We start from the raw sequence: 25,792 nt of genomic DNA, 5'->3' as shown, positions 1-25,792 counted from the left end.
GCAAGTAAGCTGTCGCGCCATCAGGACGGCGCGGCGGCTAGCCGGCCAACAGCCCCGGCTTCAGCTCCGTCTCGATCTCCGCAAAAATCCGCGCCAGGCGTTCGGCCCATTGCTGCTGGCCGGATTGATCGGCGATCAGATCCTGGCGGATCTCGATGCCGGTGTTGACGAGACCTCTCGCCTCGCCGTGAACGGGGATCGTGTAGTCGGTGAGATCGCTTGCCGCATAGGGCTCGTTGTCGCCGACGACGAGGTCGCCCTCGCTACGCAGATGTTTCAGCAGGAGTTTGGGCAGCATGGTGTCGCGGTTGTAGAGGGCGCCGATGTGCCAGGGCCGCGCGACGCCGGCATAAACGGGCGTAAAGCTGTGTAGCGACACCAGCACCGTCGGCCGCTTGTCACGCAGGCGGCTGTCGATCACAGCGTCGATGCGCTGATGATAGGGATCGAAGATCTCGCGCCGGCGTGCCGTGCGCTCGCTCTCGGAAATGCCTTCGTTGCGCGGGATCGCCGTCGCCTCCGATATCACGGGAATCGAGCTCGCCACGCCGGGCGGGCGGTTGCAGTCGATCACGAGGCGCGAATAGCGCTGCGCGATCAGATGCGCGTCGAGCATGTTGGCCATCCGTTCGGCGAGGCCGGCGATGCCGATGTCCCAGCCGATATGCCGCGATAGCTCGCTTTCCGATATACCGAGATCGCCGAGCGCGCGCGGTAGAATGCGGCCGTAATGGTCCGATGTGAGCAGGAAGGGCGATGTCCCCTCCGCATTCACCTCATGCACTGGCGGAATATCGCCTTCTCCAAGGAGTTGATCCGCAGCCCCGGCTGTGTTGAAAGCCATCCTGATTGCCTATCGATAAAGCAGTCGCCCCGGACATCGGGCATACGATCGACAACTCGGTCTGCCCAACATCACCATGATCTGCCGACGATGCCGCTGCTGACGATTCATCACAAGACCGAATATCGCTACACCAGTCCCGTGGCCTTCGGCGAGCACAGGTTTATGCTGCGTCCAAGCGACGGCCATGATCTGCGCGTGCTCGACTCCAGGCTGAAGATCTCGCCCGAGCCGATGTCGTTGCGCTGGATTCACGACGTATTCGGCAATTCCGTCGCGATCGCCGATTTCGACGCGCGCGCGGATCGTCTGGTTTTCGACTGGCATGTCACCGTCGCGCACAATCCGGTCGAAGACTTCGCGCTGACGCCTGACGATCCCGCCTATTTCTATCCGTTCGTCTATGACGATGCGGAATTGCCCGATCTCGTCCAGTACATCACGCCGCAATACGCCGATCCCGAGGGCAAGATCGCGGCATGGGCGCGCAGCTTCGTCGATGAGGATATGCCGTCGCCGACGTTCGCGATCCTGAGCCGCATCACCCACGCCATCCGCAAGCAGTTCGAATACCGCAGGCGTCACGAGCCGGGCACGCAAGCCCCGTGCGATACGTTGCGATGGGGCACCGGCACCTGTCGCGATTACGCGCTGTTCATGATCGAGGCGCTGCGCCGGCTCGGCATCGCCGCGCGCTTCGTCTCCGGCTACGTCTTCGTGCCCGATGACATCGCGCCGCGCCATGTCGGCGGCGGCTCGACCCATGCATGGGTGCAGGTCTATTTGCCGAGCGCGGGCTGGATCGAGTTCGATCCGACCAACGGCATCGTCGGAACCCGCGATCTCATCCGCGTCGCGGTGGCGCGCGACCCGCGCCAGGCGATCCCGCTGCACGGCGTCTATATCGGCGCCCGGGACGCTTTCGATGTCATGGACGTGAGCGTCCGGGTGGTCTCGGCCGCGGAGCGCAGCGAGGAGCTGGAAGCGGCGGCTCTCTAGATGGAGCTGCTCGCAATGACGGCCTGGAGAGTCTATAGAACCGCCCATGACCTCCGATCGTCTCTTCGTCTACGGCACCCTGATGCGCGGCTTCGATCATCCGATGGCGCGGCTGTTGGCGCAGCATGCGGATTTTCTGGGCGAGGCGAGCTGCCGTGGCCGCCTCGTTCTGGTGAAGCATTATCCGGGACTGCTGCTGTCCGACGCGCCGACCGAGCGCGCGTACGGTGAGCTCTTCCGGCTGCGTGCGGGGGATGAGCTCCTGCGCGAGCTCGACATGTACGAGGCCTGCGGCGAGGGCTTTCCGGAGCCGACGGAATATCTGCGGATGCTGATCGACGTGACCGGCGCCGATGGCGCCACGGAGAAGGCTTGGACCTATGTCTACAACTGGCCGGTGATCGGCCTGCCGCCCATCGCCTCCGGCCGCTTTCTGGAGCACTAACAGCTTCTGTCTTCACCTCGCCCCGCATGCGGGGAGAGGTCGGATTGCATCGAAGATGCAATCTCGATCATCAAGCCGACAACACTTCCTTCACGACGCGCACATCGACCTCGCGTTCGACATAGCTCCATTCCTCGGTCTGCCTGAGCATCTCCACCAGCTCCTCGAACAGCGAGGCGTGCGCGGGCGCGAATTCGAACCAGGTCAGGAAATCGAAGGGCTCGCCGAGATCGCGGCAGTGATAGAGCTGGCGCGCGATGGCGGGCACGAAGCGAAGGCTGCTCGCGATGTGGTGCGACTTGTCTTCGAATATCTTGCGCCGCTCTTCCTGCGTCAGCCCCCACCACGCCTGCGATTTGCGGATCGGGATCAGTGCCGCGCAGGTCGCCTCCCACCGGCCGAGGCCGGCCTGCACGCTCTCGAGCTGCTGCTGCTCGGGCCGTTCGGTGTAGCGCAAGTTGCTCGGTGCCCCGACCAGGCGCCACGCATTGCGCGAGGGCACCAGCGGCAGCGCGACGGCGTCGCCGTCGATCACCGACAGCGCCGGCATGAAAGGCAGGGGCTCGCCCGCGACAGGCGAGATCGAGGTCACGCGCCAGCCCCCGCTCTGACCGCCCCGAAAGGTCCTGAACATGACCCATGGAAGCGTGGAACCGGACGGGGTTCAAGCCTTTCCACACCCTGTGCATAGGTCGAATAATCCGGATAACCCGCGCAAACCTGACTTCTGGGCTGGCCGCACCTATATCCCTGATCCCTTCGCCCGACTCACTCTGGATTGCGCTACACCATGGCCGTGCGCTTCACGCCCCAATTCCTCGACGAGCTGCGTGCCCGGCTTTCGGTCTCCGAAGTCGTGGGCAAGCGCGTCAAGCTGAAGAAGGCGGGGCGGGAGTGGAAGGGGCTCTCGCCGTTCCAGCAGGAGAAGACACCGTCCTTCTACGTCAACGACCAGAAGGGTTTTTACCACGACTTCTCCTCCGGCAAGCACGGCGACATCATCAGCTTCGTGATGGAGACCGACGGCCTGCCGTTCGCCGAAGCGGTCGAGCGGCTCGCCGGCATGGCGGGCCTGCCGCTGCCCGCGGTGACGCCGGATGCCGCCCGCCACGAGCAGCGCCGCCGCACCCTGCATGACGTCATGGAGCTCGCCGCCAAGTTCTTTTCGGAGACGCTGGCCTCGCGCGTCGGTGCGAAGGCGCGGGGCTATCTCGCCGATCGCGCCATCTCCCCGGCGACGCAATTGCAGTTTCGTCTCGGCTATGCGCCGCCGCCGCCCGAGCGCTTCGCGCTGAAGGAGCATCTCGGCAAGCTCGGCGTCTCCGTCGAGGACATGGTCGAGACCGGCCTGTTGATCGGCGGCGACGACATTCCCGTGCCCTACGATCGCTTCCGCGATCGCGTGATGTTTCCGATCACGGACATCCGCGGCCGCGTCATCGCCTTCGGCGGACGCGCGCTGGAGAAGGACGTTCCGGCCAAATACCTGAATTCGCCGGAGACGCCGCTCTTCCACAAGGGCGACAATCTCTACAATCACCAGACCGCGCGCAAAGCCACCCATGACGGCAGCGCGCTGATCGTGGTCGAAGGCTATGTCGACGTCATCGCCATGGTCACCGCGGGTTTTCCGGGCGCCGTCGCGCCGCTCGGCACTGCGTTGACGGAAAGCCAGCTCGCGCTGCTCTGGAAGATGGCGGACGAGCCGATCCTCTGCTTCGACGGCGACCGCGCCGGACAGAAGGCGGCCTATCGTGCTGCGGACCTTGCCTTGCCGTTTCTCGCGCCAGGCAAGAGCCTGCGTTTTGCGCTGCTGCCCGAAGGGCAGGACCCCGACGATCTCGCACGCTCCGGTGGTCGCGGCGCGATCGAGGAGGTGATCGCGGCGGCGCGTCCGCTCGCCGACATGCTGTGGTCGCGCGAACTCGAAGGCGGCAATTTCGCAACGCCCGAGCGCCGCGCCGCGCTGGAAGCGCGCATCAGGGACTTGTCCAACGGCATCCGCGACGAGGTTGTCAGGCGCTATTATCGCGACGATTTCGTCGAGCGGCTGCAGCGCACCTTCGCCCCCGATGGCGGCCGCGGCGGCTTTGCCGGCAGGGGCAATTTCCGCCAAAGCGGCGGTCGTCCCTTCCCGCCCCGCGGCGGGGGAGCGAATCGATTCGGCAACCAAGGTTTCGGCGGAGGCCGCCGCGGCGCGCCCGGCCCGATCCCGCTGCCGTCAGGTCCCTACCAGGCGGCAAGCCCCCAGCTCGCGGCCAGCCCGATCATGCGCGGCCAAAGGAGTGCAATCTCCCGCCGGGAGGCCCTGATCCTGCAATCCCTGATCAACCACCCCTGGCTGCTGCACGATCACCTCGAAGAGGTGGCCGCCCTGGAACTCGCCCATCCCGAGGCCCATAAGCTGCGGGCCGCCATCATCGCCGCTTTTGCCAACGACCATCACCATTCCCCCGACCCCGGCGAGCAGGCCGAGAAAATGCGCGGCGACCTCGAAAGGGGCGGGTTTTCTCAGGTTCTTCAAAGGGTTGAAGGCGGCATCACCACCGCGGCGGTGTGGGGCGCCCGCGAGGGCGCGGCGCGGGATGACGTTCTTGCGACCTGGCACCAGCTGGTTGCCTTGCATCGGCAATACCATTCACTACTTAGGGAGCTGAAGGACGCCGAGCTGGCCTTGGGGGAGGACCCCAGCGAGGCCAATTTGGCGTGGCTGCGTGACGTCAAGGCCCGACTGGCCGAGGTCGACGGTACCGAGGCCCTGATCGAGGGTTTTGGCGAGCTGTCGGGCCGGTTCCAGAAGAGCGTGTGATGAAAGATTCATGCGGACGGCTGGGGTAGGTACCGCTAAAAGACTCGCCAAATCCGAGGTTTGGCGGCAAAAACAGGGTTAATCGAGGCTTAACGGTCTTGTAGCACTTTGGCCACCAGGCGGCCGCAGGCAGAACAGACGCGTCAGGAATGAATCCGCGCAATCGCTGTTGGCACTTCACCTGCATCCGCTGCGACAAAGAGGCTCACGAAGCGTTAGGCAAATCCGGCGAGAGAGAGGTCGGGGTGGCGAGAGATGTGCGCGCCGCCCTTTCCGTGTCGAGATCTGGCGAAGCGAGAGCGTCGAGCAATAGGTTCAAGTGATTTCACGCGGGCGCGCGCACGTCTGCATGAAACGCGTTTAGGAGCAATGGATGGCCATCAAGGCAAAGACGCTGCAGGCGAAGGACAAGGAAAAGGACGACAAGGCAGCGGACGCGCCGGAGAAGGACTCCCAGGACGCGCCCTCGCCCTTGCTCGATCTGTCCGATGCGGCAGTGAAGAAGATGATCAAGCAGGCCAAGAAGCGCGGCTTCGTGACCTTCGATCAGCTCAACGAGGTTTTGCCGTCCGACCAGACCTCGCCCGAGCAGATCGAGGACATCATGTCCATGCTCTCGGACATGGGCATCAACGTCACCGAAGCCGACGATACTGAAGGCGAGGAAGAGAAGGACGAGGGCGAGGACGAGACCGACAACGAGCTCGTCGAGGTCACGCAGAAGGCCGTCACCGAGGTCAAGAAGAGCGAGCCGGGCGAGCGCACCGACGATCCCGTGCGCATGTATCTGCGCGAGATGGGCACGGTCGAGCTGCTCTCCCGCGAAGGCGAAATCGCGATTGCCAAGCGCATCGAGGCCGGCCGCGAGGCGATGATCGCGGGCCTCTGCGAAAGCCCACTGACCTTCCAGGCCATCATCATCTGGCGCGACGAATTGAACGAAGGAAAGATCTTCCTTCGCGACATCATCGATCTCGAAGCCACCTATGCCGGTCCCGATGCCAAGGCCGGCATGAACACTGCGATGATCGCGGGTCCGGTCGGTGAGAACGGCGAAGCGCCGGCCGAGGGCGAGGCCGCAGCCGCCGGTGCGCCCGCGCATGTCGCGCCGCCCGCGGCTCCGCCGTCGCCGACCCCGTTCCGCGCCGCGCAGCCCGCCGCCGGCGGTCCCGGTGGCGAGGACAAGGATCCGGGCGAAGCCGCCGCCGAAGCCGACATGGACGAGGACGACGAGTTCGAGAACCAGATGTCGCTCGCGGCGATCGAGGCCGAGCTCAAGCCGAAGGTCGTCGAGATCTTCGACAGGATCGCCGAGAGCTACAAGAAGCTGCGCAAGCTTCAGGAGCAGGACATCCAGAACCAGCTCGAGAGCACCTCGCACGGTCCCTCGCTGTCGCCGCACCAGGAGCGCAAGTACCGCAAGCTCAAGGACGAGATCATCGTCGAGGTGAAGTCGCTGCGCCTCAACCAGGCCCGTATCGACAGCCTCGTCGAGCAGCTCTACGACATCAACAAGCGCCTCGTTTCGCATGAGGGCCGCCTGATGCGCCTCGCCGACAGCCACGGCGTCGCGCGCGAGGACTTCCTGCGCAACTACACCGGCTCGGAGCTCGATCCGCGCTGGCTCAACCGCGTCTCGAAACTCTCGGCCAAGGGCTGGAAGAACTTCGTCCACCACGAGAAGGACCGCATCAAGGATCTCCGTCACGAGGTGCATCAGCTCGCGGCGCTGACGGGCCTCGAGATCGTCGAGTTCCGCAAGATCGTGCACTCCGTGCAGAAGGGCGAGCGCGAGGCACGCCAAGCCAAGAAGGAGATGGTGGAAGCCAACCTCCGTCTCGTGATCTCGATCGCGAAGAAATACACCAACCGCGGCCTGCAATTCCTCGACCTGATCCAGGAAGGCAATATCGGCCTGATGAAGGCGGTCGACAAGTTCGAATACCGCCGCGGCTACAAGTTCTCGACCTACGCCACGTGGTGGATCCGGCAGGCGATCACGCGCTCGATCGCCGACCAGGCCCGTACCATCCGCATCCCCGTGCACATGATCGAGACGATCAACAAGATCGTGCGCACATCCCGCCAGATGCTCAACGAGATCGGCCGCGAGCCGACCCCGGAAGAGCTCGCCGAAAAACTCGGCATGCCGCTCGAAAAGGTCCGCAAGGTCCTCAAGATCGCCAAGGAGCCGCTCTCGCTCGAAACCCCTGTGGGTGACGAGGAGGATTCACACCTCGGCGATTTCATCGAGGACAAGAACGCGATCCTGCCGATCGACGCCGCGATCCAGTCGAACCTGCGCGAAACCACCACGCGCGTGCTCGCCTCCCTCACCCCGCGCGAAGAGCGCGTGCTCCGCATGCGCTTCGGCATCGGCATGAACACCGACCACACGCTGGAAGAAGTGGGCCAGCAGTTCTCGGTGACGAGAGAGCGCATCCGCCAGATCGAGGCGAAGGCGCTGCGGAAGCTGAAGCATCCGTCAAGGTCGCGGAAGCTGCGGAGCTTCTTGGATAATTGATACGAGTTTCAATCAGAACGTAAACGGCGGGCCAACAGCCCGCCGTTTTTCTTTGGCCCGGCTCTCGCTCCGACATTGCGAGGAGCTCGCGACAAAATTGCCAAGCAATTTTGCGCCTCAGGAGCATTGCTTCTGATCGGGCCAGCAAAGCCCCTGCCAAACTGCCAATCATTTTGACCAGCGCGTATGCCGACACACCGTTTGGTCTTGAAAACTGGGCAACGATCCGAGCCATGGCTGATACCCGCGGCACTGCTCTTTGTGATGTCGTGTTGGATTGCTCGATAGAGGAGAACGTGCGCCGGATCGCGTCAACGCAACGTACTGTGCTTCGAAAGCTGGTTGACCCTCAGGCTCTGCCAAGCATGCGAATGGAAGCCAATCTGCTGGACGGTGGCGGAGATTATCGACGTTACTGAACTGTCCGCAGAGAAGAGTGCGATCAGGATCGTGGGATGGCTTGAGCAGAGTGATCTGCTTCGAAGGCAATAGCTGCTTGGGTCAACATGCGAAGAACTTCGGTTGAGAAAATCCGGTCTGCTCTGTCGCGCATCCCGCATTTCTGGATTGCTTCGCTGCGCTCGCAATGACGTGGATCTTCTTCTTCGCCCCAACCCGTTCGATCCGCTCGATCTCCAGCGCCGGCCGCCCGCTCTCGCGGTCCTGCTCCCTGATGAAGTTGCGCGCGGGCTCGTCGTCATTGAGGCCGCCGAGCAATTCGGCGGGCCTAGGTCGGGCCGCTCCTTCTTTGTGCCTTCGTATCGGCAGCTTCAGCCGAAGACGTTTACCTGGCTTTCTGTCGGACTATACTTCCGACGCGAAAGGCGCATCGATGCCACCCCACCTCACCGTCTGGTACAACACCCGCTGCCCCGTCTGCGACGCCGGCATCGACTGGCAGCGCAACAAGCTGCTGGCGCTGGTGCGGGCGGGCACAATCGAATTCAAAGACATCAACGAGCAGCCCGATGCGCTGGCGCGGTTTGGCGCTTCGCTCGACGACATCAGGCGCCGCCTGCACGCAACCGATGAGGCCGGACGGCTCATCGTCGGCGCGGATGTTGCGATTGCGCTGTGGCGGATGACACCGGGCGAGGGGTGGCTTGCGGCGCTGTCAGGCAATCGCGTGGCGCTGCCGGTCACGCGGTTCGTCTACGACCGGTTTGCCGATCTGCTGTTTGCCTGGAACAGATGGTGCGGACGATGGTGAGCGTGCGGCTGGAGCATCGCGGCTTTGGATTGAGTCGATAGGCCGGCCGCGGATCCTGACGCCTCTCCCCAGCGGGGAGAGGTCGATTTGCGCTCGCGATGCGAAGCATCGTCGCGTGCAAATCGGGTGAGGGGGCTAACCCTCACCCGCCGCGCGGGACGATGCTTCGCATCGCCCGGGACGAGCGGGCAGCCTCGGGGCCAGAACGCGACTTTGATCTCATTGCGGCTGCAAGAGGCAGGTGACCAAAGGGGAGCAGGTCGCCTCGCCAGGCGTTCCAACGGTTGCTTAGAAAAACGTCATTTGCTTAAAATTGATGCTAAGATTTACCTGAACTCAAGAAAGACAGCTTAGGGTGGCTCATAATTGTGCAGATTCAACCCCCCGTAGGTCAGTTTCATGCGCCTCTCAGACATTTCGGTCCGAAGCAAGGTTCTCTTAGCATTCTCCATCGTACTGCTCACGGCGCTAGGGTTAGGCGCCTTCGCCATCGATCGACTTGCGTCAGTGAATGATTCCGCTGCCGAAGTTCGCGACAACTGGCTGCCGGCGACGGGATGGCTTGGCTCGCTCTCCAGATCCGCCGAGCAACTGCGGGCCCGCCAGGGGCAGTTGGTCCTCGCGTCAAGTGCAAGCGAGGTGGCTCGCACGGAAGGCCTCATAGGAGAGACGCTCCAGGAATTCGACCAGGTCTGGAAGAAATACGAGCCAACGGTCACGACATCGGCCGAACTGGCTATCGTGGAGCCCCTCAAAAGGGCCTGGGCGACCTATCTGCAAGACAGCAAGCAGCTCGCCGAGCTGGCGAGGAAGAGTCGGGATGAGGCCGCGCAATTCTATCTCGGCAAGCTCAATGAGGATTTCAGGGCCGTCCGCAAGGGATTCTCTGATGATCTCGCCTTCAATGTGGATGCGGGCAAGAAAGAAGCGGACAAGGGCGCCGACGTTTACCGCTCTGCTCGGACGTGGATTTTGGGCGCGTTGGCACTAGCCGCCACGCTTTGCGCTCTGATGGGATACCTGATCATCACCAGCATCTCGAAACCAATCGTGGCGATGACAGACGTCATGAGGCGACTGGCAGGCGGCGACCGGGCCGTTGCAATCGACGGCGCCGACCGCAAGGACGAGATTGGCAAGATGGCCGGTGCGGTTCAGGTTTTCAAGGACAACGCGATTGAGACTGAACGAATGCGGGATGCACAGGCCGAGGCGGAGAAGTCGGCGGCCGAGCAGCGCAAGCGCGACATGCGCAAGTTGGCTGACGCTTTTGAAAGCGCCGTTGGCGAAATCGTCGAGACCGTCTCCACAGCTTCGACCGAGCTTGAAGCTTCCGCCTCAACGTTGACAAGAACTGCCGAGCGATCGCAGAAATTGACGACGATGGTTGCGTCTGCCTCCGAAGAAGCCTCCACAAATGTGCAGTCCGTTGCTTCGGCAAGTGAAGAACTGTCATCCTCAATCAATGAAATAGGCCGACAAGTTCAGGAGTCTGCGCGAGTCGCCAATGAGGCCGTGCAGCAGGCTCGGGCCACCAATGAACGCGTCGGCACGCTTTCGAAAGCCGCATCTCGTATCGGCGACGTCGTGGAATTGATCAACACAATCGCGGGCCAAACGAATCTGCTCGCGCTGAATGCTACCATTGAGGCAGCACGCGCGGGCGATGCCGGACGCGGCTTTGCTGTTGTGGCCTCCGAGGTAAAGGCGCTTGCGGAACAGACTGCAAAGGCGACTGGAGAAATCGGTCAGCAAATTACGTCCATCCAGGGCGCAACTGACGAATCGGTTGCCGCGATCCGGCAAATCAGCGGAACTATCGAGCGGCTTTCCGAAATCTCATCGACTATTGCTGCGGCGGTTGAAGAGCAAGGTGCTGCCACGCAGGAAATTTCGCGGAACGTGCAGCACGCCGCTGAGGGCACGCACAGTGTCTCGACCCACATCACCGACGTGCAGCAAGGGGCGAACGAAACAGGTTCGGCGTCGTCTCAGCTGTTGTCGGCTGCCCAGTCGCTCTCGCATGACAGCAATCGGCTGAAGCTGGAGGTCGGCAGATTCCTAAGTTCAGTTCGGGCGGCTTAGGGACATGAACCCTCGTTACACTCCATAGCGGCCGGCTCCAGAGTCCGGTGTGGGTCAAAAATGCGAAAGAACTCAGGTTGAGCAAATCCGGTCTGCTCGGCCGTCCATCTCTACAAGCGCGTCTATGGATTTCGTTACATCAAGTGCGGATCGGCCTAGCTTAACCCGCAATGACGCGGATAGGGCCGAAGCCTACTTCTTCTTCGCCCCGACCCGCTCGATCCGCTCGATCTCCAGCGCCGGTCGGCCGCTCTTTTCCGCGATCTCGCGGTCCTGCTCCATGATGTAGTTGCGCGCGGGTTCGTCGCCGTCGAGGCCGCCGAGCAGCTCGGTGGGGACGCGGCGGTTGGAGCGTTGGGAGCCGTCTTCGTAGACGACGTTGAAAAAGGCGAATTCGCCCTTCGGGTTGGTTCCGGGTTTTTTGGCCATGGCGGCTTGTCGTCGATCAGGGCGCCGCAGTCAAATGACTTCGCGGATGTCGGAATCCGCGTTGCGGCAGACGCGCCGGTGGACTGGCCGTGCAACCGCCTGATCGCGCTTGTTTTTGGGAGCGGCCGAACGTGCCGCGATCGGCCTTCGCCTCGATAAACGGCGGGCCATAAAGCCCGCCGTTTATTTCGGTCGTCGGCGTCGCCCGGGGCTGGCAGGGCAACAACCTGAGATAGAAGAATATCGCTTGCGCTGTGGCATGGCAAGGCAAATCGTTGTGGCCATGATGTCGCAGCGGCGCATCAGATGCGGCAGATGTCATGGTGGGTTCCCGCAATTTCGAAAAGCAGATGTTCGAGATGTCGAAATCGTTTGTTCATCCTGCCGCGCTCTGGAGGCGCAGCGAGAAGGCGCGCGTGTTGGCCGAGTTGCGGGGCCGCGACCTTGCGCAGCGGAATCCCCGTGTCGTCGGCATGATGGTGGATGCACGATGCTGTTCCGGACGCGGCGCGGGCAGGCGCCAACGCCGGAGTCTGCGATGCCAGCACAATACCGCTGTTTTGCCCGACGGGTCAAGCGTGATTCGGAAAAAGAGCAGGCGCTGATCTGTCGTGCTCCTACTGTGCATGGGGTTGTTTTTCGGCGTTGGTTTCGGCGTCGTTGATCGCGGGCATCAGATATGATCGGTCCTGTGTCGCTTTGACGCGACTCCCGTTCCCGGGCATGATCACCAGCTGTTCACGCCCGCGCATGAGGAATTTTCGGCATGTTGAGATCGCTTGTCGCCGCCGCCACCGTCGTTTGTCTCGTCGGCGGGCCGGCCGAGGCCGCACGTTGCGGCGGCGACTTCAACAGCTTCGTCGCCGGCATGGCTGCGGAGGCGCAGGCCGCCGGCGTCTCGGCGGGCGTGACCAGCGCGGCATTCAGCGGCATCACCCAGGATGGCGCCGTGCTCGCCTTCGACCGCCGCCAGCGCTACACCTTCAACAAGAGCTTCGAGCAGTATGTCTCGACCCGCGTCGGCGCCGGCCGCATCAATGGCGGTCGCGCGCTGCTGCAGCGCCATGCCGCGCTGCTCTCGCGCATCGAGCAGCAGTTCGGCGTGCCCCGGCAGATCCTGGTTGCGATCTGGGGGCTGGAGAGCGATTTCGGCAAGGGCGACATGGGCAAGCTGCCGGTGATCCGCACGCTGACGACGCTCGCGCATGATTGCCGCCGCACCGAGCTGTTCCAGGGCGAGCTGCTCGCCGCGCTCAAGATCGTGCAGCGCGGCGACCTGCCGCTGCGCGATCTGATCGGCGCCTATGCCGGCGAGATCGGCCAGACCCAGTTCCTGCCGTCGTCCTACATCAAATACGGCGTCGATTTCGACGGCGACGGCCATGTCGATCTCCGCCACAGCGTCGCCGACGTGCTCGCCTCGACCGCGAACCTGCTGCACACGAACGGCTTCAGGATGGGCCAGCCCTATGGGGAAGGCTCCGCCAATTTCGAAGCGATGCGAGAGTGGAACAGGGCGGTGATCTATCGCAAGACGATCGGGTATTTTGCCGACCGGCTGATGGGGCAGTAACAGATGTCGGCGCACGACCGAGCCGATCATCGTGATTGATGCCTGCCGTCAAGGCCGCGCTGGGAACCAGGATTTACTTTTCTTCGGATTGGAACCGAACCATATCGCACCTTCCGTCCTTAACCCACCACACTTACGAGGATGCGAACATCTGGAGCAGCCCCATGGGACAGGCACAACCATTTCAAGCGACCGCGTTGATCGTTGAGGACGACGCCAAGCAGCGGGAGATGCTGTGTCTCCTCCTCGAGGAAAGCGGGTATCAGGTCATCCAGTGCGAAAGCGCGGAAGCCGCCGAGCTCGTGCTGGACAAGAACGCCGGCGCGCTCTGCCTGATGCTGACCGACGTGCAGCTCGCCGGCCGCATGAGCGGCGTCGAGCTGGCCCACGTCGCCAAGGGGCGCAATCCGAAGCTCGATGTCGTCGTCACCTCGGGCCGTCCTCTGGTCCAGCCATTGCCCGACGGCGCCAAGTTCTGGGCCAAGCCATGGGCGCCGCTCGACGTGCTGCGGGAAGCCGAGATCGCCCAGCTGAACTGAGGCGTGTTCGCGCCTCGCTGACCGCGTCGTGACTTCTCCGTAAGCGCCGTGAATGATAAGGACGAGGCATGTCCTGGTCCTTCCTGCTCACCTCGCTGATCGTCGTCGCATCGCCCGGCACCGGCGTGCTCTACACGCTGGCTGCGGCGTTGACGCGCGGCTCCCGCGCCAGCATGGCCGCAGCGTTCGGCTGCACGCTCGGGATCGTGCCGCACATCTGTGCTGCGATGCTTGGCTTGGCCGCCGTGCTGCACACCAGTGCGCTCGCCTTCGCTGCCCTGAAATGGTGCGGCGTCGCTTATCTGCTCTACATGTCCTGGCAGGCGCTGCGTGAAACCGGTGCGCTTGCGGTCGATGCTGGGATCAAGGAGCGTTCGAGCGGCCGCGTCATCGTCACGGGCTTTCTGATCAACATTCTCAACCCGAAGCTCTCGATCTTCTTCCTCGCCTTCCTGCCGCAGTTCATCGCGGTGGACGAGACGCATGTGCTGGCGCGGATGCTGGAATTGAGCGGCGCCTTCATGGCCATGACCTTCGTGGTGTTCGTCATCTACGGTGTCTGCGCGGCATCCGTGCGCGAGCGCGTCATTTCCCGTCCCGCCGTGATGGCCTGGCTGCGCCGCTCGTTTGCGGCCGGTTTCGCGCTGCTGGGTGCCAAGCTCGCCTTCGCCGAGCGGTAACCAATAAAAAAGCGGGCCTCGCGCCCGCCATGTTCAAATTCTCTCAGCCTTGCCCGACGCCCGGGCGGAGCACGCTCCACCCGGGCAAATAATTGCTGCGCTACTTCTTCTTCGCGGCCTTCTTGGCCTTTTTCTTCGTCGCCTTCTTCGCCTTCTTCGCTTTCTTAGCCATAGTATCCTCTCAAGGGTTCATGGTTAAACGCGACACGAGGAACGCTCGGCGGAGGGCCAGCCTCGCAACATCCTCGATGACAAACTCAGCAGATTCGCGCGGCGCTGCCCCGTGCTGTCACATCTGCGTCATCCGCTTATCCACAGCTCAGATGCGTTTTCAGGTGATTTTAGCCGGCGAATCCGCATCGCGAGGCGCGGTGACCCGACCGCGCATCGAGTGATCGGACGTGCCTAACGATCCGATAATCGAGAGGCGGCGTTCATGAATCCAAAACCAAAGGCGCGCTTTCGACGATCGCAGTGAGGTTCCGTTAAGTGCAACCCGCGCATGATCCTCCGCAAGAACACGGGGACGGGTCATGGACGAACTTCTGCCGGTGACGGGGGGCGGGACGATGTGCGCGCCGCGCGCGCCATGCTGAACGTACCAACGCTTTGGATGGTGTTCGTCGTCAACTTCTCGGCGCTCGGCCTGATCTGGGCTTATGTGACGCGCTCCTATCCGAAATTCGAGGCGGCGCGGTACTGGATGGCGTCGGCATTCGTCGGTGCGGCCGGCGCGATGACGGCGCTGATCCGCCTGTTCATCGATTCTCCGCTGCCGCTTCTGTTTGGCGCTGCAGGCATCATTGCGGCGAGTTGCCTCGCCGCCATGGGCATTCAGCGTTTCTATGACCGGCCGGTCCATCTGCGCCTCATGGCCGTGACTGCAATCGCGAGCCTCGCCGGCGTCGCGCTGTTCAAGATCGGCTTCGACCAGCTGCAGCTGCGCATGCTCAGCTACACGGTCGGGCAGGGCTTGCCGCTGGTGCTGTCACTGCGTCTGCTGCTGTCGCCGCCGGAAGGCCGCGCCAGCCCGGGTGCCCGGCTGTCCGGTATCGTCATTCTCACGATCATTGCGATCTTCGTGGCGCGTGCGGTCGGCAATTCGCTAGGCGGCGATTTCTCGGCCGTCGCGGGCAGCCAGGCCCATGCCGTCATGGTGCTGGTGCTGCTGTTCCTGACCATGACGCTCAATTTCGGCTTCCTGCTGATGGCAATGGACCGCTTGCGCAACGAGGTTGCCGACCTCGCTCTGCTCGACGATCTCACCGGCGTCGCCAACCGTCGGCATCTGTTGCAGCGCCTGTCCGAGGAATGCGCCCGTTCGGAGCGCAGCGGCGAGCCGTTTTCGCTGCTGGTGATCGACCTCGACGGCTTCAAGACCATCAACGACACCTATGGCCACGCGGCGGGTGATGCCTGTCTCCAGCATTTCACCCTGATGGCGCAGACGCGCTTGCGGCCCGGCGATATGCTCGCGCGCACCGGTGGCGACGAGTTTTGCGTCGTGCTGCCGTCCTCCTCCTTGCGCGAGGGGGCGCTGATCGCCCGCCGTATCCTCGATGTCTGCCGCCAGGACGCCGCCGGCTGCACCGGCAACGACATCCCGATCGCGATCTCGATCGGCGTTGCGGAATGGGACCGCGGCATCAGCCAATTCCCGGACAGGCTGATCGCTCACGCCGATCATGCGCTCTACGACGCCAAGAAAAACGGCAAGAACGATTTTGCGATCTACGATCCGGCCCCTCCGCTCTCGCCCGAACCGGCCTGTGACGTCGAGGTCTCGCGCAAAATCGCGTAAACCCTGCTAGGTTGGGGTTCGTTGTTGGACCCCTCTGATGATGCCTCGCCTGCTCGCGGCGGTATTCGCCGCCCTCGTTCTGATCGCCCCCGCCGATGCAATTGACGCCGAACTCGCCAGGCTCGCGCGTAGCACCGGCACGCCCGACTTTCCCGGACTGAAGATCGTCTGGCTTTCGCCGTGGGGCGATGTCGCGAGCGCGCATGCCTGGCGCAACATCATCGTTCACCAGACCGAGGGGCCGACGGGCTCGGCGCGTGGCGGCGCCGAGGCGCAGTCGAAGAATCCGACCCGGCGCGGCGTGATGGTCTGGGTCGAGACCGACGGCACGGTCTACTGGTCGGTCGCGGACAATCTGGTGCCGACCCACACCGACGGCGCCAACCGCAACGACAACAAATACATCGACACAGCGTGACCTATCATCAGGTCGTGCGCGACAATTCGATCGGCGTCGAGTTCGCCGGCAACTATCCGGATGTGACGATCGGCCCGACCGCGGCCCAGGTCGCGGCCTGGAAGATCCTGGTCCAGGTCTTGCGCGCGCGCTACGGCATCCCGCTCGACCACGTCTATGCCCACAACTGGATCGACTACAAGGACGCCCGCTATTGCGAAGGCTGCTGGCTCGCGACGCTGGCGAGGACCTGGGGGGAGTAACGACAGCGCGTCATACCGGCTGTGTCATCCAGCCGAACAAGCGCCGGATCGATCCTGCCTGCCCGGGCAATTCCGGCGGGCCGCCCGGGGCCAGCACGCGATTGAGGAAGTAATCCAGGAACACCATGTCGTTCGGCTCGGTGACGGTGAATTCTTCCTCGCCGAAGGAGACGCAGTAATTAAAGAAGAACGGCTCCATGATGGGAATCGTCGAGGTCGAGGCATGGTCCTTGGAGATCACGAACTCGCCGGGCTCGAGCCCGCGATCGCGCATGCCCTGCTCGAGCAGCGGCAGCTTGCGCATGAACTGGGGGGAAAAGCCGCCGACGGTGGATTGCAGGATGATCGACACGGCGTGTGTCCGTTCTCGAATATGGCTTGGTCATTGGTCGGCTGCCCCGTCGCTTACGTTCAAGACGCCGCGTGTCCCGCGAACAAGCCGCAGCTCGTCACACACGACAAAAAAGCCCGCGTTGCCGCCGGCTTTCCTGTCTCGTCGATCCGCCAATATCTGGCGCTCGAAAAGCCACGCTCAATGCGCGGCTTCCAGCGCGGCCTGTTCGGCCTTTGCAATTGTGCCCTTGACTGCGGACTGCACCTTCTCGAAGGCGCGGACCTCGATCTGGCGGACGCGCTCGCGCGACACGCCAAACTCGGCGGCAAGGTCTTCCAGCGTCATCGGCTCATCGGCGAGGCGACGGGCCTCGAAGATGCGGCGTTCGCGCGGGTTGAGCACGCCCATGGCGCCGTTCAGGGCGTCGCGGCGTTCGTCATATTCCTCGTGCTCGGCCAGCATGGCTTCCTGGTTGGGCGAATTGTCGACCAGCCAGTCCTGCCATTCGCCGGCTTCGCCGTCGTCGCGGATCGGTGCGTTGAGCGACGCGTCGCCACCGAGGCGGCGGTTCATGTCGATGACGTCCTGATCCGTGACGCCGAGGCGCTTGGCAATGACCCTCACCTGGTCGGGGCGAAGATCGCCCTCATCCAGCGCGTTGATCTTGCTCTTCGCCTTGCGCAGGTTGAAGAACAGCTTCTTCTGGTTCGCGGTGGTGCCCATTTTTACGAGCGACCAGGAACGCAGGATGTACTCTTGAATCGACGCCTTGATCCACCACATCGCGTAGGTGGCGAGACGAAAGCCCTTCTCGGGCTCGAAACGCTTCACCGCCTGCATCAGGCCGACGTTGCCTTCCGAGACGACCTCGGAGATCGGCAAGCCGTAGCCGCGATAGCCCATGGCGATCTTGGCCACGAGCCGGAGATGGCTGGTGACGAGTTGGTGTGCAGCGTCGCGATCATCGTGTTCACGCCAGCGCTTGGCGAGCATGTATTCCTGCTGGGGTTCCAGCATCGGGAACTTGCGGATTTCGCCGAGGTAGCGAGAAAGGCCGGATTCTCCGTTAAGGACCGGCAAAGCAGCGGTACGGGCCATGTTGAAGCCCTCCAAGGTTCAGGCCCCCGATAGCGGCGGGCCAGGCAGACGACCGCTTGGTTAAAGCCGGTCGTAGCTGCGATGTTCCAGTTGGTCACTTCCAACGCAGGCGCAATATACTCCATGAGGGGACAAAAAGGGAAGGATTGCTGACGTCACGTCCCCGTGTGGCAGCTATAACTTTTTGTAAGGTAAGGACTTTCTCAAAGTCCCTGCGTCATAGCGCCGCTTTCAGCACGCTTTCCAGGAGAAGCAAATCCTCCGGCAAGCCGGCCTCCCAGTGAAGAAGTTCTCCGGTTCGGGGGTGCTCCAGTACCAGCAAATAAGCATGCAAGGCTTGTCGTCCAAGCGCCGTCAGGGCCGCTTGCGACTCCTGGCCCAGCTGGTTCGCCTTGGTCTTGAAATGCGGGCCATAGACGGCGTCGCCCATCAGGGGATGGCCGATATGGGCGAGGTGGACGCGGATCTGGTGGGTCCTTCCGGTCTCGAGCTCGCATGCGAGCAGCGCCGCGACCGGCTTGCCATCGCGCCCGGTAAAACTCTGCAAAAGCTCCCAATGCGTCACCGCTTCGCGGCCGCCCTGCCGCACCGCCATCTTTTCCCGCGCATGGGGATGGCGGTCGATCGGCGCATCGATGGTGCCGCGATGGCGGCCGGGCAGTCCCCAGGCGAACGCCATATAGCCTCGCCGCATTGGCCCCGTGCGACCATGGTCGGCGAATTGGGCGGTGAGCGAGGCGTGCGCGAGATCGTTCTTGGCGACCACCATCAGCCCGGTCGTGTCTTTGTCGAGCCGGTGCACGATGCCGGGCCGGCGCACACCGCCGATCCCGGACAGCGAGGTACCGCAATGGGCGATCAGCGCGTTCACCAACGTGCCGGTCTCGTGGCCGGCGGCTGGGTGCACCACCAGCCCCTTCGGCTTGTTGATGACGACGATGTCGTCGTCCTCGAACACGATATCGAGGGCGATATCCTCGCCCTTCGGCTCCGGCGGGGCTGCCTCCGGCACGTGGATTATGATCGTATCGCCTGAACTGACGTGATAAGCGGGGTCGCGGACCTCGGCGGCCTTCAGGCTCACGGCGCCCGCCAAAATCAGGGCTTTCAGCCTTGATCGCGACAGGTCGGGAAGGCGCGCCGCCAGCACGCGGTCGAGCCGGGCCGAGCCCTCGTCGCCCTCGACCACGACTTCCAACCTTTGCGCAGAGCCAAAACTTTCCATGACGACGTCTGATACCGCTGTTCCCGAACCGAGCCCCGAGCAGGCCGCGCTGTTTGCGCGGGTGCGGCGGATGATGCTGATCGCGGGGTTGACCTCGGCGCTGGCCATCTGCGCCGTCCTGATCGCGGTGGGCTACCGCCTTTTCAAGTCGGAGGGAAGGGCGCCTGATGCCGGGAGCGACGTCACCGCGATGCTGCCGAAGGGGGCCAAAATCGTCTCCACCGGGATTGCCGGCGATCGCCTGTTGGTCACGCTCGATATCGGCGGCGTCATCGAGATCCGCACCTTCGACGCCCACACCTTGAGGCCGGCCGGAAAGCTGAAATTTGCCAATGAGCCGTAAAACGGCGGTTCGGTCCTTGCAGCGGACAAATTTCGAGGCTATTGGCTAGCCCTCACGCTCCCTTCGTCTAGCGGTTAGGACGCGGCCCTCTCAAGGCTGAAACAGGGGTTCGATTCCCCTAGGGAGCGCCATTTTCGAGAACGCGTCTCGCGCGTGGCTCAGCGGGGCCGACGCCACTGTTCGGCAGTCAGAGCCTCCATCCGGCGAACAAGCCACATCGGATCCTCGCCGGACATCGTGCCGGGGGTAGCGTCGCCCGCACTGAACTGCTGATCAGTCCTGCATCTGTCCGGAGCACGGAGCCGACCGCGTGAATGGCTTCATGACGATCAATCCCCTCTGCCATCAGTCGCTCCACCGTGCCTCGCACTGGCAACTCGGCATCGGCAATCTGGCTCTCGACGATGGCGTAAAACTTCGCGTGCGCTTCCGGCCCTCGGCAGGCGGATCCCGGCGCGGCGATGGTAATCCATCGCGGCGTCGATGGGTGCCTGCTCGTCCAGCGCAAGCCATTAGTTGGGATCTGGCTTCGGACGCACGAACGTTTCCGGTGGCAGCCTCCGCAGCCACAACGGCAGATCAGCAAGCGCTGTGACTTGCGCGAGCGCGGCACCGTGGACGCAATGGCGTGCGCAGGATCACGCCTCGCTTGCGGAACGGTCAGCGCGAAGAGCAGAGCCGGAGCCCCCGGCCACGACATGCCGCAATCTGCATCCTGTCTCGGCTTCAGCGGTGGTGGTGGTCCACCAGAGAATCTGCCTTGATGCGCATCGGACGTGCGCGATGAGCCCGGTCTCCGCCTCCGAAGCTGCTGCCCGGCCTTTGGGGGCATTGGCATGAGCTTGGCGGAGTGACGGTATGAGCGGTTTGGTGATCTCTGGCGGCCGGGTGGTGGATCCCGCGAGCGGAATGGACTCCGTTGGCGATGTGGCGGTGGTGGACGGCAAGATCGCCGCGGTCGGCTCCTCGCTCGGCGGCGCCGAGCGCGTGATCGACGCGACCGGGCTGGTGGTGGCGCCCGGCTTCATCGATTTGCACGCCCATGGCCAGTCGATCCCCGCCGACCGCATGCAGGCGTTCGATGGCGTGACGACGACGCTCGATCTCGAAGCCGGCGTGCTGCCGGTCGGCTCCTGGTACGAGCGCCAGGCGCGGCGAGGCCGGGTACTGAACTACGGCGCCGCCACCAATTGGGCGTTTGCGCGCATCGGCGCGATGACGGGCTCCAACGTGGAAAGTTCGCTCGAGGCATTCGGCAACGCCATGCGCGACCGCCGCTGGATGGACAATATCGCGACGGATGCGGAACTCGCCGGAATCATCGAGCGGCTCGCGCGCGGCCTGAAGGAGGGCGGCATCGGCATCGGCATCTTGAACGCCTATGCGCCGGGCGCCGGTGTGCAGGAGTTGACCGCGGTGTGCCAGCTCGCCGCAAAGCACAACGTGCCGACCTTCACCCACGTCGCCTACATGGCGCGCATCGACCCAGAGAGTGCCGTTGAGGCCTATATCCGCCTGATCGGCTATGCCGGTGCGACCGGCGCGCACATGCACATCTGCCATTTCAATTCGTCGAGCAAGACCGACATCGCGCGCTGCCGCGTGCTGATCGAAAAGGCGCAGGCGCAGGGCCTGCCGATCACGGTGGAGGCCTATCCTTACGGCACCGGCTCGACCGTACTGGCGGCTGCCTTTTTCAGCGATCCCCAATTCGTCGAGCGCAATGGCACGGCTTACGATTCCGTGCAGCGCGTCACCGACGGCCATCGCTTCCACGACCGTGAGGAGCTGCTCAAGGCCCAGGCCGAAGAGCCGTCCTCACTGGTGCTCTGGCACATTCTCGACACCGAGAACAATTCGCACCATCGCGAACTCCTCGACATGTCGGTGCTCTATCCCGGCGGCGCGATCGCATCCGACGCGATGCCGTGGACCCTGTCGGACGGCACCACCTACAAGGGCGACGCCTGGCCGTTGCCCGACGATGCCACCTCGCATCCGCGCTCGGCCGGCTGCTTCACGAAATTCATCCGCGAATGGGTCCGCGAGCGCAAGGCGATCTCGCTTTTGGAGGGCGTGCGCAAATGCGCGCTGATCCCGGCGGAGATACTGTCGCAGAGCACGCCCGCGATGCGAGCCAAGGGCCGGCTTGCCAAGGACGCCGATGCCGACATCGTCGTGTTCGACTACGAGAAGCTCTCGGATCGCGCGACCTTCGCCGCGATGAACCGTCCGTCGGAAGGCGTCCGGCATCTCGTCGTCAGCGGCCAGGTGCTGATCGAGGACGGGGTGCTTGATGTCGCGGCGCGGCCGGGCCGGCCGGTGCGCCGTCCTGTCGTCGGAAGCTGATCCATGCCGGTCCCTGTTCTCCTGGTGACGGGCTTTTTGGGGGCGGGCAAGACCACGGTCGTCAATCATCTGCTCGCGAATGCGGACGGGCGGCGGATCGCGGCCATCGTCAACGATTTCGGCGCCATCAACATCGACGCGGAGTTGATCGCGGGCGCGGGTGACGGGGTGGTCAGCCTTGCCAACGGCTGCATCTGCTGCTCGCTCCAGAGCGACCTGTTGCGCACGCTGTCGACGCTGCTGCGGCGTGATCCGAGACCCGAGTACATCGTCATCGAAACCAGCGGGGTTGCCGATCCCGCCGACATCGTCCGCAATCTGATGGACCCCGTGATCCTGCGCGAGGCACCGTTGGAAACCGTGCTTTGCGTCATGGACGCGGCGACGCCGCCGGCGGCCCTGGAGGATGCGCTGCAGCGCTCGCAGCTGCGCGTCGCCGATATCGTGGCGTTGAGCAAGCTGGATCTGGCGGACCAAGGCGCAGGCATGCGAATGCGCGAGGCCATCCGCGCGCAGCGCGTCCCGGCCGTGGTTGTCGACGCCAGGCACGGCGAGATCCCATCCGCGCTGCTGTTTCCCGCGAGCGATCGCGCGCCCGTGCCGCGCGAGCCGGGACCGAAGCGCCCGGCGGAAGAACGCTTCGAGACGCTGAGCTGGACCGCGGACCGGCCACTCTCGCTGCGGCGCCTGCAGCAGGCCATCAACCAGCTCGCGCCGAAGCTGGCGCGCGCAAAGGGCCTGTTCGAGGCGATCGAGCAACCCGGGCGTCAGATGCTGTTCCAGTTTGCCGGCGGCCGCGCGACACTGGCGCCGGGTGACGCGCCTGCGGCGGGCGCGCCGCGCGCGCGGATCGTCTTCATCGCCGAGCTCGGGGTGCTCTCGAAGGCCGAGCTGGACGAACTCATGGACGGGTGTGTTGCTTCAGGTTGAAGTGGGGCGATAGAGTCATCGCGCCCAACGTCAGCCGCCGGCTGTCGCGTTGCTGTGTGAATCCGAGGCCAACGATGCCCCTGAATAGCTCACCCGTCCCTGCCGACGCCGCCTTACGCCGCGCTGCCAAGCCGGCCATCGTCTATCCCGCCGGGACAATGCCCGGGCCCGACATGGCCAGGCTCGAATCGGCGCGGCGGACCATGGTCAAGACGCACGAGCTCATCGTGCCGCCACGCGACGCTCGCGCCTTTCGTGTGGCGCGCGGCCGGTTCTTCCGCATCGTCGGCATCGAAGGTCCCCAGGTCGGCGATCTCAATCTCTGGAACGCGGATGATCTCGCCGAGCGCTTCTTCAGCGGCAAGACGCGCGCGCTTCACGGCACCCATGTCGGCCTCGGTGACCGGCTCTGGAGCACGATGCCTTATCTGCGGCCGATCGCGACCATCAGTCACGACACGTTGGGCTGGTACGGTTTCGATGCCGATGGAGCCGGCATTCACGACGTCATCGGTACGCGCTGCGATCCCTACACCAATCTCCTGTTGAATGGCGCGGCCTACGATTTCTGTTGCCACTCCAACCTGTCGCGCGCGCTTGCCGCCGAATTGAACGTCGATCCCGCCGCGGCGGAGCACCATGTCCACGACGTGCTCAACGTCTTCATGTGCACCGGCTTCACTCACGACACGCACCAGTACTTCATGAAGGCCAGTCCGGTCCGGCCCGGCGACTTCATCGAGTTCTTCGCGGAGATCGACCTGCTCGGAGCGTTGTCGGCCTGTCCCGGCGGGGATTGCAGCGCGACCCATTCCAGCGATGTTGCGGCGTGTCATCCGCTCAAGATCGAAATCTTCGAGCCGGATGCAGCGACACTGAAGGGCTGGCCCTGGCCGGCGCCGAGTGCGTATCACCGTCACCACGGCGTGCGCGCGCAGGCGGGCAGCGCCGAACCGGATCGCGGCTGACCCAGAAGCTGCAATCGCTCGAGGTCAGCGCCTTCGTGGCGGGCGTGCGGGCGGCCTGACGCGCAAGCCTGTTCGGCATTTTTCCGCGTCACGGCATCGCCCTCGAGGCGGACGAACTGTTTGTCTTGACATGACGTTCGCCGTGCTCGACGTGTAATGAGGTCGGTCAAAGGCACATCTGTGCCCGAAAAGAAAAGCACGCGGGAAAGACGTCATGAGCGCAGGTCTCGACGAACAGGACTACCTCGCCACCTTGCACGGCTTGTGGGAGAAGGCCTGGCCGAAGGGCCTGCCGCGTTTGCCGAACTATCTGCACGGCGAAGTTCCCTTGACGGAATATCTCCGCGCGTGGGCGAAGCAGAGCCCTGCACGGCCCGCGGTGATCTTTTACGGGCACGTCACGACTTATGCGGATCTCGATGAGCAGAGCGATCGCTTTGCGGCGCTATTGCAGGCCAAGGGCGTGCGCCGGGGCGATCGCGTCGCCGTCTTCCTGCCGAACTGCCCGCAATTCCACATCGTGTTCTTCGGCATTTTGAAGCTCGGCGCGGTCCATGTTCCCGTCAGCCCGTTGTCTCGCGCATTCGAGCTGTCCTACGAGCTCAACGACACCCAGGCCGAGGTGATCGTGGCGCTTGACCAGCTCATCCCAATCGTCGAGCAGGTCAAGGGCGAGGTGCGCCTGCGCGAGATCATCGTCACAAGCTTTGCCGATGTCATCCCCTCGACGCCCACATTTCCGACGCCGGACTCGATCCGGGCGCCCCGTATCGCGATCTCAGGCGCGACCGATCTGCTGCCTGCGCTCGCAGCACAGCCCGCGCCTGTGCGGCTGCCGCCGCCCGGCCTCGATGAGGTCGCTGCACTCAACTACACCGGCGGCACCACCGGCATGCCGAAGGGATGCGTCCATACCCATCGCGACATGGTCTATACGGCCGCCGCGAATTATGGCGTCTCGATGCAATCAGATGAGAGCAGCGTCTCCCTGTCGTTCTTTCCGGAGTTCTGGATCGCCGGCGAAAACGCCGGCCTGATCTTCCCGCTGTTCGCCGGGGGGACGCTGGTGTTGCTGGCCCGCTGGGACGCCGTCGGCGCGATGGCCGCGATCGACAAGTACAAGGTCACCATCACGGCGATGCCGGTCGATTGCGCTGTGGAGCTGATGGACCATCCTCGCTGGAGCGAGTTCGATCTGTCGTCGCTGAAGCAGGTTCGCGTCGTCTCCTTCGTCAAGAAGCTCAACGCGGACTATCGCAAGCGCTGGAAGGATCTCACCGGCACGATCCTGATGGAAGCGGCCTGGGGAATGACCGAAACCCACACCTCCAACACGTTCACCGCGGGTTTCCAGGACGACGATTTCGATCTCAACAACCAGCCGATCTTCGTCGGCCTGCCGGTCCCCGGCGCCGAGTTCAAGATCACCGATTTCGAGACCGGCGCATTGCTGCCGCTCGGCGCGGAGGGCGAGATCCGGGTGCGCACGCCGTCGCTGCTCAAGAGCTACTGGAACAAGCCGGAGGCAACTGCGGAGTCGCTGATCGATGGCTGGCTGCGCACAGGCGACATCGGCAGCGTCGACAAGGACGGTTTCCTGCACTTCCTCGGCCGTCGCAAGGAGATGCTGAAGGTCAAGGGCATGAGCGTATTTCCGCCTGAAATCGAGGCGCTGCTCGGCCAGCATCCGAAGGTGCTCGGCTCCGGTGTGGTCGGGCGTGACGACCCTGATAAAGGGCAGGTGCCTGTGGCCTATATCCAGCTCAAGCCGGAGGCGGTCGGCACGATTACCGCCGAGGACCTGCGCGCCTGGTGTGCCGAGCGCATGGCCGTCTACAAGATTCCGGAGGTGCGCCTCATCGAGGCGCTGCCGTTGACCGCCACCGGCAAGGTGAAGAAGCAGGAGCTCAACCCAAACCAGCCTGCCGCAGTCTGAGCGAGAGAGCG

At 63.8% G+C, this 25,792-nt stretch carries 21 protein-coding genes, 1 tRNA gene and 1 pseudogene; 17 read left to right on the top strand and 6 right to left on the bottom strand.

Annotated features, from left to right (window positions below; translation table 11 throughout):
• Nucleotides 1–37: 37 nt before the first annotated feature.
• Nucleotides 38–844 carry an N-formylglutamate amidohydrolase gene (locus tag ACVIIW_RS03940; protein WP_456699537.1) on the bottom strand — a complete coding sequence of 269 codons (807 nt, stop codon included), beginning with the start codon at nucleotides 842–844 and terminating at the stop codon, nucleotides 38–40.
• Nucleotides 845–934: 90 nt separating this feature from the next.
• On the opposite strand from ACVIIW_RS03940, the gene ACVIIW_RS03935 reads away from it, so the two are divergent.
• Together ACVIIW_RS03935 and ACVIIW_RS03930 are read left to right on the top strand one after the other, a co-directional pair.
• Complete coding sequence (locus ACVIIW_RS03935; RefSeq protein WP_456699536.1) at nucleotides 935–1,843, top strand: transglutaminase family protein; 909 nt, start codon at nucleotides 935–937, stop codon at nucleotides 1,841–1,843.
• Between the two features lie 46 nt (nucleotides 1,844–1,889).
• The gene (locus tag ACVIIW_RS03930; RefSeq protein WP_456699535.1) at nucleotides 1,890–2,288 is read left to right on the top strand and encodes a gamma-glutamylcyclotransferase family protein; all 399 of its coding nucleotides are present in this window, start codon (nucleotides 1,890–1,892) and stop codon (nucleotides 2,286–2,288) included.
• A 70-nt stretch (nucleotides 2,289–2,358) separates the two neighbouring features.
• On the opposite strand, the gene ACVIIW_RS03925 is transcribed toward ACVIIW_RS03930, so the two are convergent.
• Nucleotides 2,359–2,922 (bottom strand): chlorite dismutase family protein, encoded by a 564-nt coding sequence (locus tag ACVIIW_RS03925; protein ID WP_456699534.1) that lies wholly within the window; start codon nucleotides 2,920–2,922, stop codon nucleotides 2,359–2,361.
• A gap of 162 nt (nucleotides 2,923–3,084) precedes the next feature.
• On the opposite strand from ACVIIW_RS03925, the gene dnaG reads away from it, so the two are divergent.
• The 4 genes from dnaG (at nucleotide 3,085) to ACVIIW_RS03905 (ending at nucleotide 10,916) form a co-directional block, all read left to right on the top strand.
• Nucleotides 3,085–5,097 carry a DNA primase gene (dnaG, locus tag ACVIIW_RS03920; protein ID WP_456705082.1) on the top strand — a complete coding sequence of 671 codons (2,013 nt, stop codon included), beginning with the start codon at nucleotides 3,085–3,087 and terminating at the stop codon, nucleotides 5,095–5,097.
• A gap of 373 nt (nucleotides 5,098–5,470) precedes the next feature.
• Nucleotides 5,471–7,621, top strand: coding sequence for an RNA polymerase sigma factor RpoD (rpoD, locus tag ACVIIW_RS03915; RefSeq protein WP_456699533.1), 2,151 nt, complete (start codon nucleotides 5,471–5,473; stop codon nucleotides 7,619–7,621).
• Nucleotides 7,622–8,453: 832 nt separating this feature from the next.
• Nucleotides 8,454–8,831: a thiol-disulfide oxidoreductase DCC family protein gene (locus tag ACVIIW_RS03910; protein WP_456699532.1), complete on the top strand. Its 378-nt coding sequence runs from the start codon at nucleotides 8,454–8,456 to the stop codon at nucleotides 8,829–8,831.
• 399 nt (nucleotides 8,832–9,230) lie between these two features.
• Complete coding sequence (locus tag ACVIIW_RS03905) at nucleotides 9,231–10,916, top strand: methyl-accepting chemotaxis protein (protein ID WP_456699531.1); 1,686 nt, start codon at nucleotides 9,231–9,233, stop codon at nucleotides 10,914–10,916.
• A 192-nt stretch (nucleotides 10,917–11,108) separates the two neighbouring features.
• Here ACVIIW_RS03905 and ACVIIW_RS03900 read toward each other — a convergent pair whose 3' ends face one another.
• A complete protein-coding gene (locus ACVIIW_RS03900; protein ID WP_456699530.1) occupies nucleotides 11,109–11,345 on the bottom strand; it encodes a hypothetical protein in 237 nt (78 codons plus the stop codon).
• A gap of 766 nt (nucleotides 11,346–12,111) precedes the next feature.
• Here ACVIIW_RS03900 and ACVIIW_RS03895 point away from each other — a divergent pair.
• The 5 genes and pseudogenes from ACVIIW_RS03895 (at nucleotide 12,112) to ACVIIW_RS03875 (ending at nucleotide 16,598) form a co-directional block, all read left to right on the top strand.
• Complete coding sequence (locus tag ACVIIW_RS03895; RefSeq protein ID WP_456699529.1) at nucleotides 12,112–12,918, top strand: lytic murein transglycosylase; 807 nt, start codon at nucleotides 12,112–12,114, stop codon at nucleotides 12,916–12,918.
• Nucleotides 12,919–13,082: 164 nt separating this feature from the next.
• On the top strand, nucleotides 13,083–13,457 hold the full coding sequence (locus ACVIIW_RS03890) for a response regulator (RefSeq protein WP_456699528.1): 375 nt from the start codon (nucleotides 13,083–13,085) through the stop codon (nucleotides 13,455–13,457).
• 68 nt (nucleotides 13,458–13,525) lie between these two features.
• A complete protein-coding gene (locus tag ACVIIW_RS03885) occupies nucleotides 13,526–14,137 on the top strand; it encodes a LysE family translocator (RefSeq protein WP_456699527.1) in 612 nt (203 codons plus the stop codon).
• 589 nt (nucleotides 14,138–14,726) lie between these two features.
• Nucleotides 14,727–15,938, top strand: a complete 1,212-nt coding sequence (locus ACVIIW_RS03880; protein ID WP_456705081.1) for a GGDEF domain-containing protein — start codon at nucleotides 14,727–14,729, stop codon at nucleotides 15,936–15,938.
• A 37-nt stretch (nucleotides 15,939–15,975) separates the two neighbouring features.
• Nucleotides 15,976–16,598 (top strand): annotated as a pseudogene (locus ACVIIW_RS03875) (peptidoglycan recognition protein family protein).
• A 10-nt stretch (nucleotides 16,599–16,608) separates the two neighbouring features.
• Here the strand turns inward: ACVIIW_RS03875 and ACVIIW_RS03870 are convergent.
• The 3 genes from ACVIIW_RS03870 to ACVIIW_RS03860 all read right to left on the bottom strand — a co-directional run bounded on the left by ACVIIW_RS03870 (nucleotide 16,609) and on the right by ACVIIW_RS03860 (nucleotide 19,255).
• Entirely contained in the window at nucleotides 16,609–16,950 is a 342-nt protein-coding gene (locus tag ACVIIW_RS03870; protein ID WP_456699526.1) for a hypothetical protein, read from the bottom strand.
• A 180-nt stretch (nucleotides 16,951–17,130) separates the two neighbouring features.
• Nucleotides 17,131–18,030: an RNA polymerase sigma factor RpoH gene (gene rpoH / locus ACVIIW_RS03865; RefSeq protein ID WP_456699525.1), complete on the bottom strand. Its 900-nt coding sequence runs from the start codon at nucleotides 18,028–18,030 to the stop codon at nucleotides 17,131–17,133.
• Between the two features lie 217 nt (nucleotides 18,031–18,247).
• Nucleotides 18,248–19,255 (bottom strand): RluA family pseudouridine synthase, encoded by a 1,008-nt coding sequence (locus ACVIIW_RS03860; RefSeq protein WP_456699524.1) that lies wholly within the window; start codon nucleotides 19,253–19,255, stop codon nucleotides 18,248–18,250.
• Between ACVIIW_RS03860 and ACVIIW_RS03855 the strand changes: the two genes are divergently transcribed.
• The 6 genes from ACVIIW_RS03855 (at nucleotide 19,254) to ACVIIW_RS03830 (ending at nucleotide 25,781) form a co-directional block, all read left to right on the top strand.
• Entirely contained in the window at nucleotides 19,254–19,598 is a 345-nt protein-coding gene (locus ACVIIW_RS03855; protein WP_456699523.1) for a hypothetical protein, read from the top strand. The two genes, ACVIIW_RS03860 and ACVIIW_RS03855, sit on opposite strands and share 2 nt — an antisense overlap.
• Before the next feature lie 56 nt (nucleotides 19,599–19,654).
• Nucleotides 19,655–19,729: transfer RNA gene (locus ACVIIW_RS03850), tRNA-Glu, on the top strand.
• A 727-nt stretch (nucleotides 19,730–20,456) separates the two neighbouring features.
• On the top strand, nucleotides 20,457–21,947 hold the full coding sequence (locus tag ACVIIW_RS03845; RefSeq protein ID WP_456699522.1) for an amidohydrolase family protein: 1,491 nt from the start codon (nucleotides 20,457–20,459) through the stop codon (nucleotides 21,945–21,947).
• Between the two features lie 3 nt (nucleotides 21,948–21,950).
• Nucleotides 21,951–22,877 (top strand): CobW family GTP-binding protein, encoded by a 927-nt coding sequence (locus tag ACVIIW_RS03840; protein WP_456699521.1) that lies wholly within the window; start codon nucleotides 21,951–21,953, stop codon nucleotides 22,875–22,877.
• 74 nt (nucleotides 22,878–22,951) lie between these two features.
• Nucleotides 22,952–23,845 carry an urea carboxylase-associated family protein gene (locus ACVIIW_RS03835; protein WP_456699520.1) on the top strand — a complete coding sequence of 298 codons (894 nt, stop codon included), beginning with the start codon at nucleotides 22,952–22,954 and terminating at the stop codon, nucleotides 23,843–23,845.
• A 214-nt stretch (nucleotides 23,846–24,059) separates the two neighbouring features.
• Nucleotides 24,060–25,781, top strand: a complete 1,722-nt coding sequence (locus ACVIIW_RS03830) for an AMP-binding protein (RefSeq protein WP_456699519.1) — start codon at nucleotides 24,060–24,062, stop codon at nucleotides 25,779–25,781.
• Nucleotides 25,782–25,792 lie beyond the last annotated feature (11 nt).

The organism is Bradyrhizobium sp. USDA 4449, assembly GCF_054056275.1.
Note: the sequence above shows the minus strand (reverse complement) of the source record. Positions and strands in the feature narration are given on the sequence as shown.

What these genes read in the sequence shown, in the direction of transcription:
- ACVIIW_RS03885 (WP_456699527.1), top strand. Translation starts at nt 13,526, where the DNA reads ATGTCCTGGTCCTTCCTGCTCACCTCGCTGATCGTCGTCGCATCGCCC.
- rpoD (WP_456699533.1), top strand. Translation starts at nt 5,471, where the DNA reads ATGGCCATCAAGGCAAAGACGCTGCAGGCGAAGGACAAGGAAAAGGAC.
- ACVIIW_RS03855 (WP_456699523.1), top strand. Translation starts at nt 19,254, where the DNA reads ATGACGACGTCTGATACCGCTGTTCCCGAACCGAGCCCCGAGCAGGCC.
- ACVIIW_RS03935 (WP_456699536.1), top strand. Translation starts at nt 935, where the DNA reads ATGCCGCTGCTGACGATTCATCACAAGACCGAATATCGCTACACCAGT.
- ACVIIW_RS03880 (WP_456705081.1), top strand. Translation starts at nt 14,727, where the DNA reads ATGCTGAACGTACCAACGCTTTGGATGGTGTTCGTCGTCAACTTCTCG.
- ACVIIW_RS03905 (WP_456699531.1), top strand. Translation starts at nt 9,231, where the DNA reads ATGCGCCTCTCAGACATTTCGGTCCGAAGCAAGGTTCTCTTAGCATTC.
- ACVIIW_RS03895 (WP_456699529.1), top strand. Translation starts at nt 12,112, where the DNA reads ATGTTGAGATCGCTTGTCGCCGCCGCCACCGTCGTTTGTCTCGTCGGC.
- ACVIIW_RS03840 (WP_456699521.1), top strand. Translation starts at nt 21,951, where the DNA reads ATGCCGGTCCCTGTTCTCCTGGTGACGGGCTTTTTGGGGGCGGGCAAG.
- ACVIIW_RS03860 (WP_456699524.1), bottom strand. Translation starts at nt 19,255, where the DNA reads ATGGAAAGTTTTGGCTCTGCGCAAAGGTTGGAAGTCGTGGTCGAGGGC.
- ACVIIW_RS03900 (WP_456699530.1), bottom strand. Translation starts at nt 11,345, where the DNA reads ATGGCCAAAAAACCCGGAACCAACCCGAAGGGCGAATTCGCCTTTTTC.
- ACVIIW_RS03930 (WP_456699535.1), top strand. Translation starts at nt 1,890, where the DNA reads ATGACCTCCGATCGTCTCTTCGTCTACGGCACCCTGATGCGCGGCTTC.
- ACVIIW_RS03910 (WP_456699532.1), top strand. Translation starts at nt 8,454, where the DNA reads ATGCCACCCCACCTCACCGTCTGGTACAACACCCGCTGCCCCGTCTGC.
- ACVIIW_RS03890 (WP_456699528.1), top strand. Translation starts at nt 13,083, where the DNA reads ATGGGACAGGCACAACCATTTCAAGCGACCGCGTTGATCGTTGAGGAC.
- ACVIIW_RS03845 (WP_456699522.1), top strand. Translation starts at nt 20,457, where the DNA reads ATGAGCGGTTTGGTGATCTCTGGCGGCCGGGTGGTGGATCCCGCGAGC.
- ACVIIW_RS03835 (WP_456699520.1), top strand. Translation starts at nt 22,952, where the DNA reads ATGCCCCTGAATAGCTCACCCGTCCCTGCCGACGCCGCCTTACGCCGC.
- ACVIIW_RS03925 (WP_456699534.1), bottom strand. Translation starts at nt 2,922, where the DNA reads ATGTTCAGGACCTTTCGGGGCGGTCAGAGCGGGGGCTGGCGCGTGACC.
- rpoH (WP_456699525.1), bottom strand. Translation starts at nt 18,030, where the DNA reads ATGGCCCGTACCGCTGCTTTGCCGGTCCTTAACGGAGAATCCGGCCTT.
- ACVIIW_RS03940 (WP_456699537.1), bottom strand. Translation starts at nt 844, where the DNA reads ATGGCTTTCAACACAGCCGGGGCTGCGGATCAACTCCTTGGAGAAGGC.
- ACVIIW_RS03830 (WP_456699519.1), top strand. Translation starts at nt 24,060, where the DNA reads ATGAGCGCAGGTCTCGACGAACAGGACTACCTCGCCACCTTGCACGGC.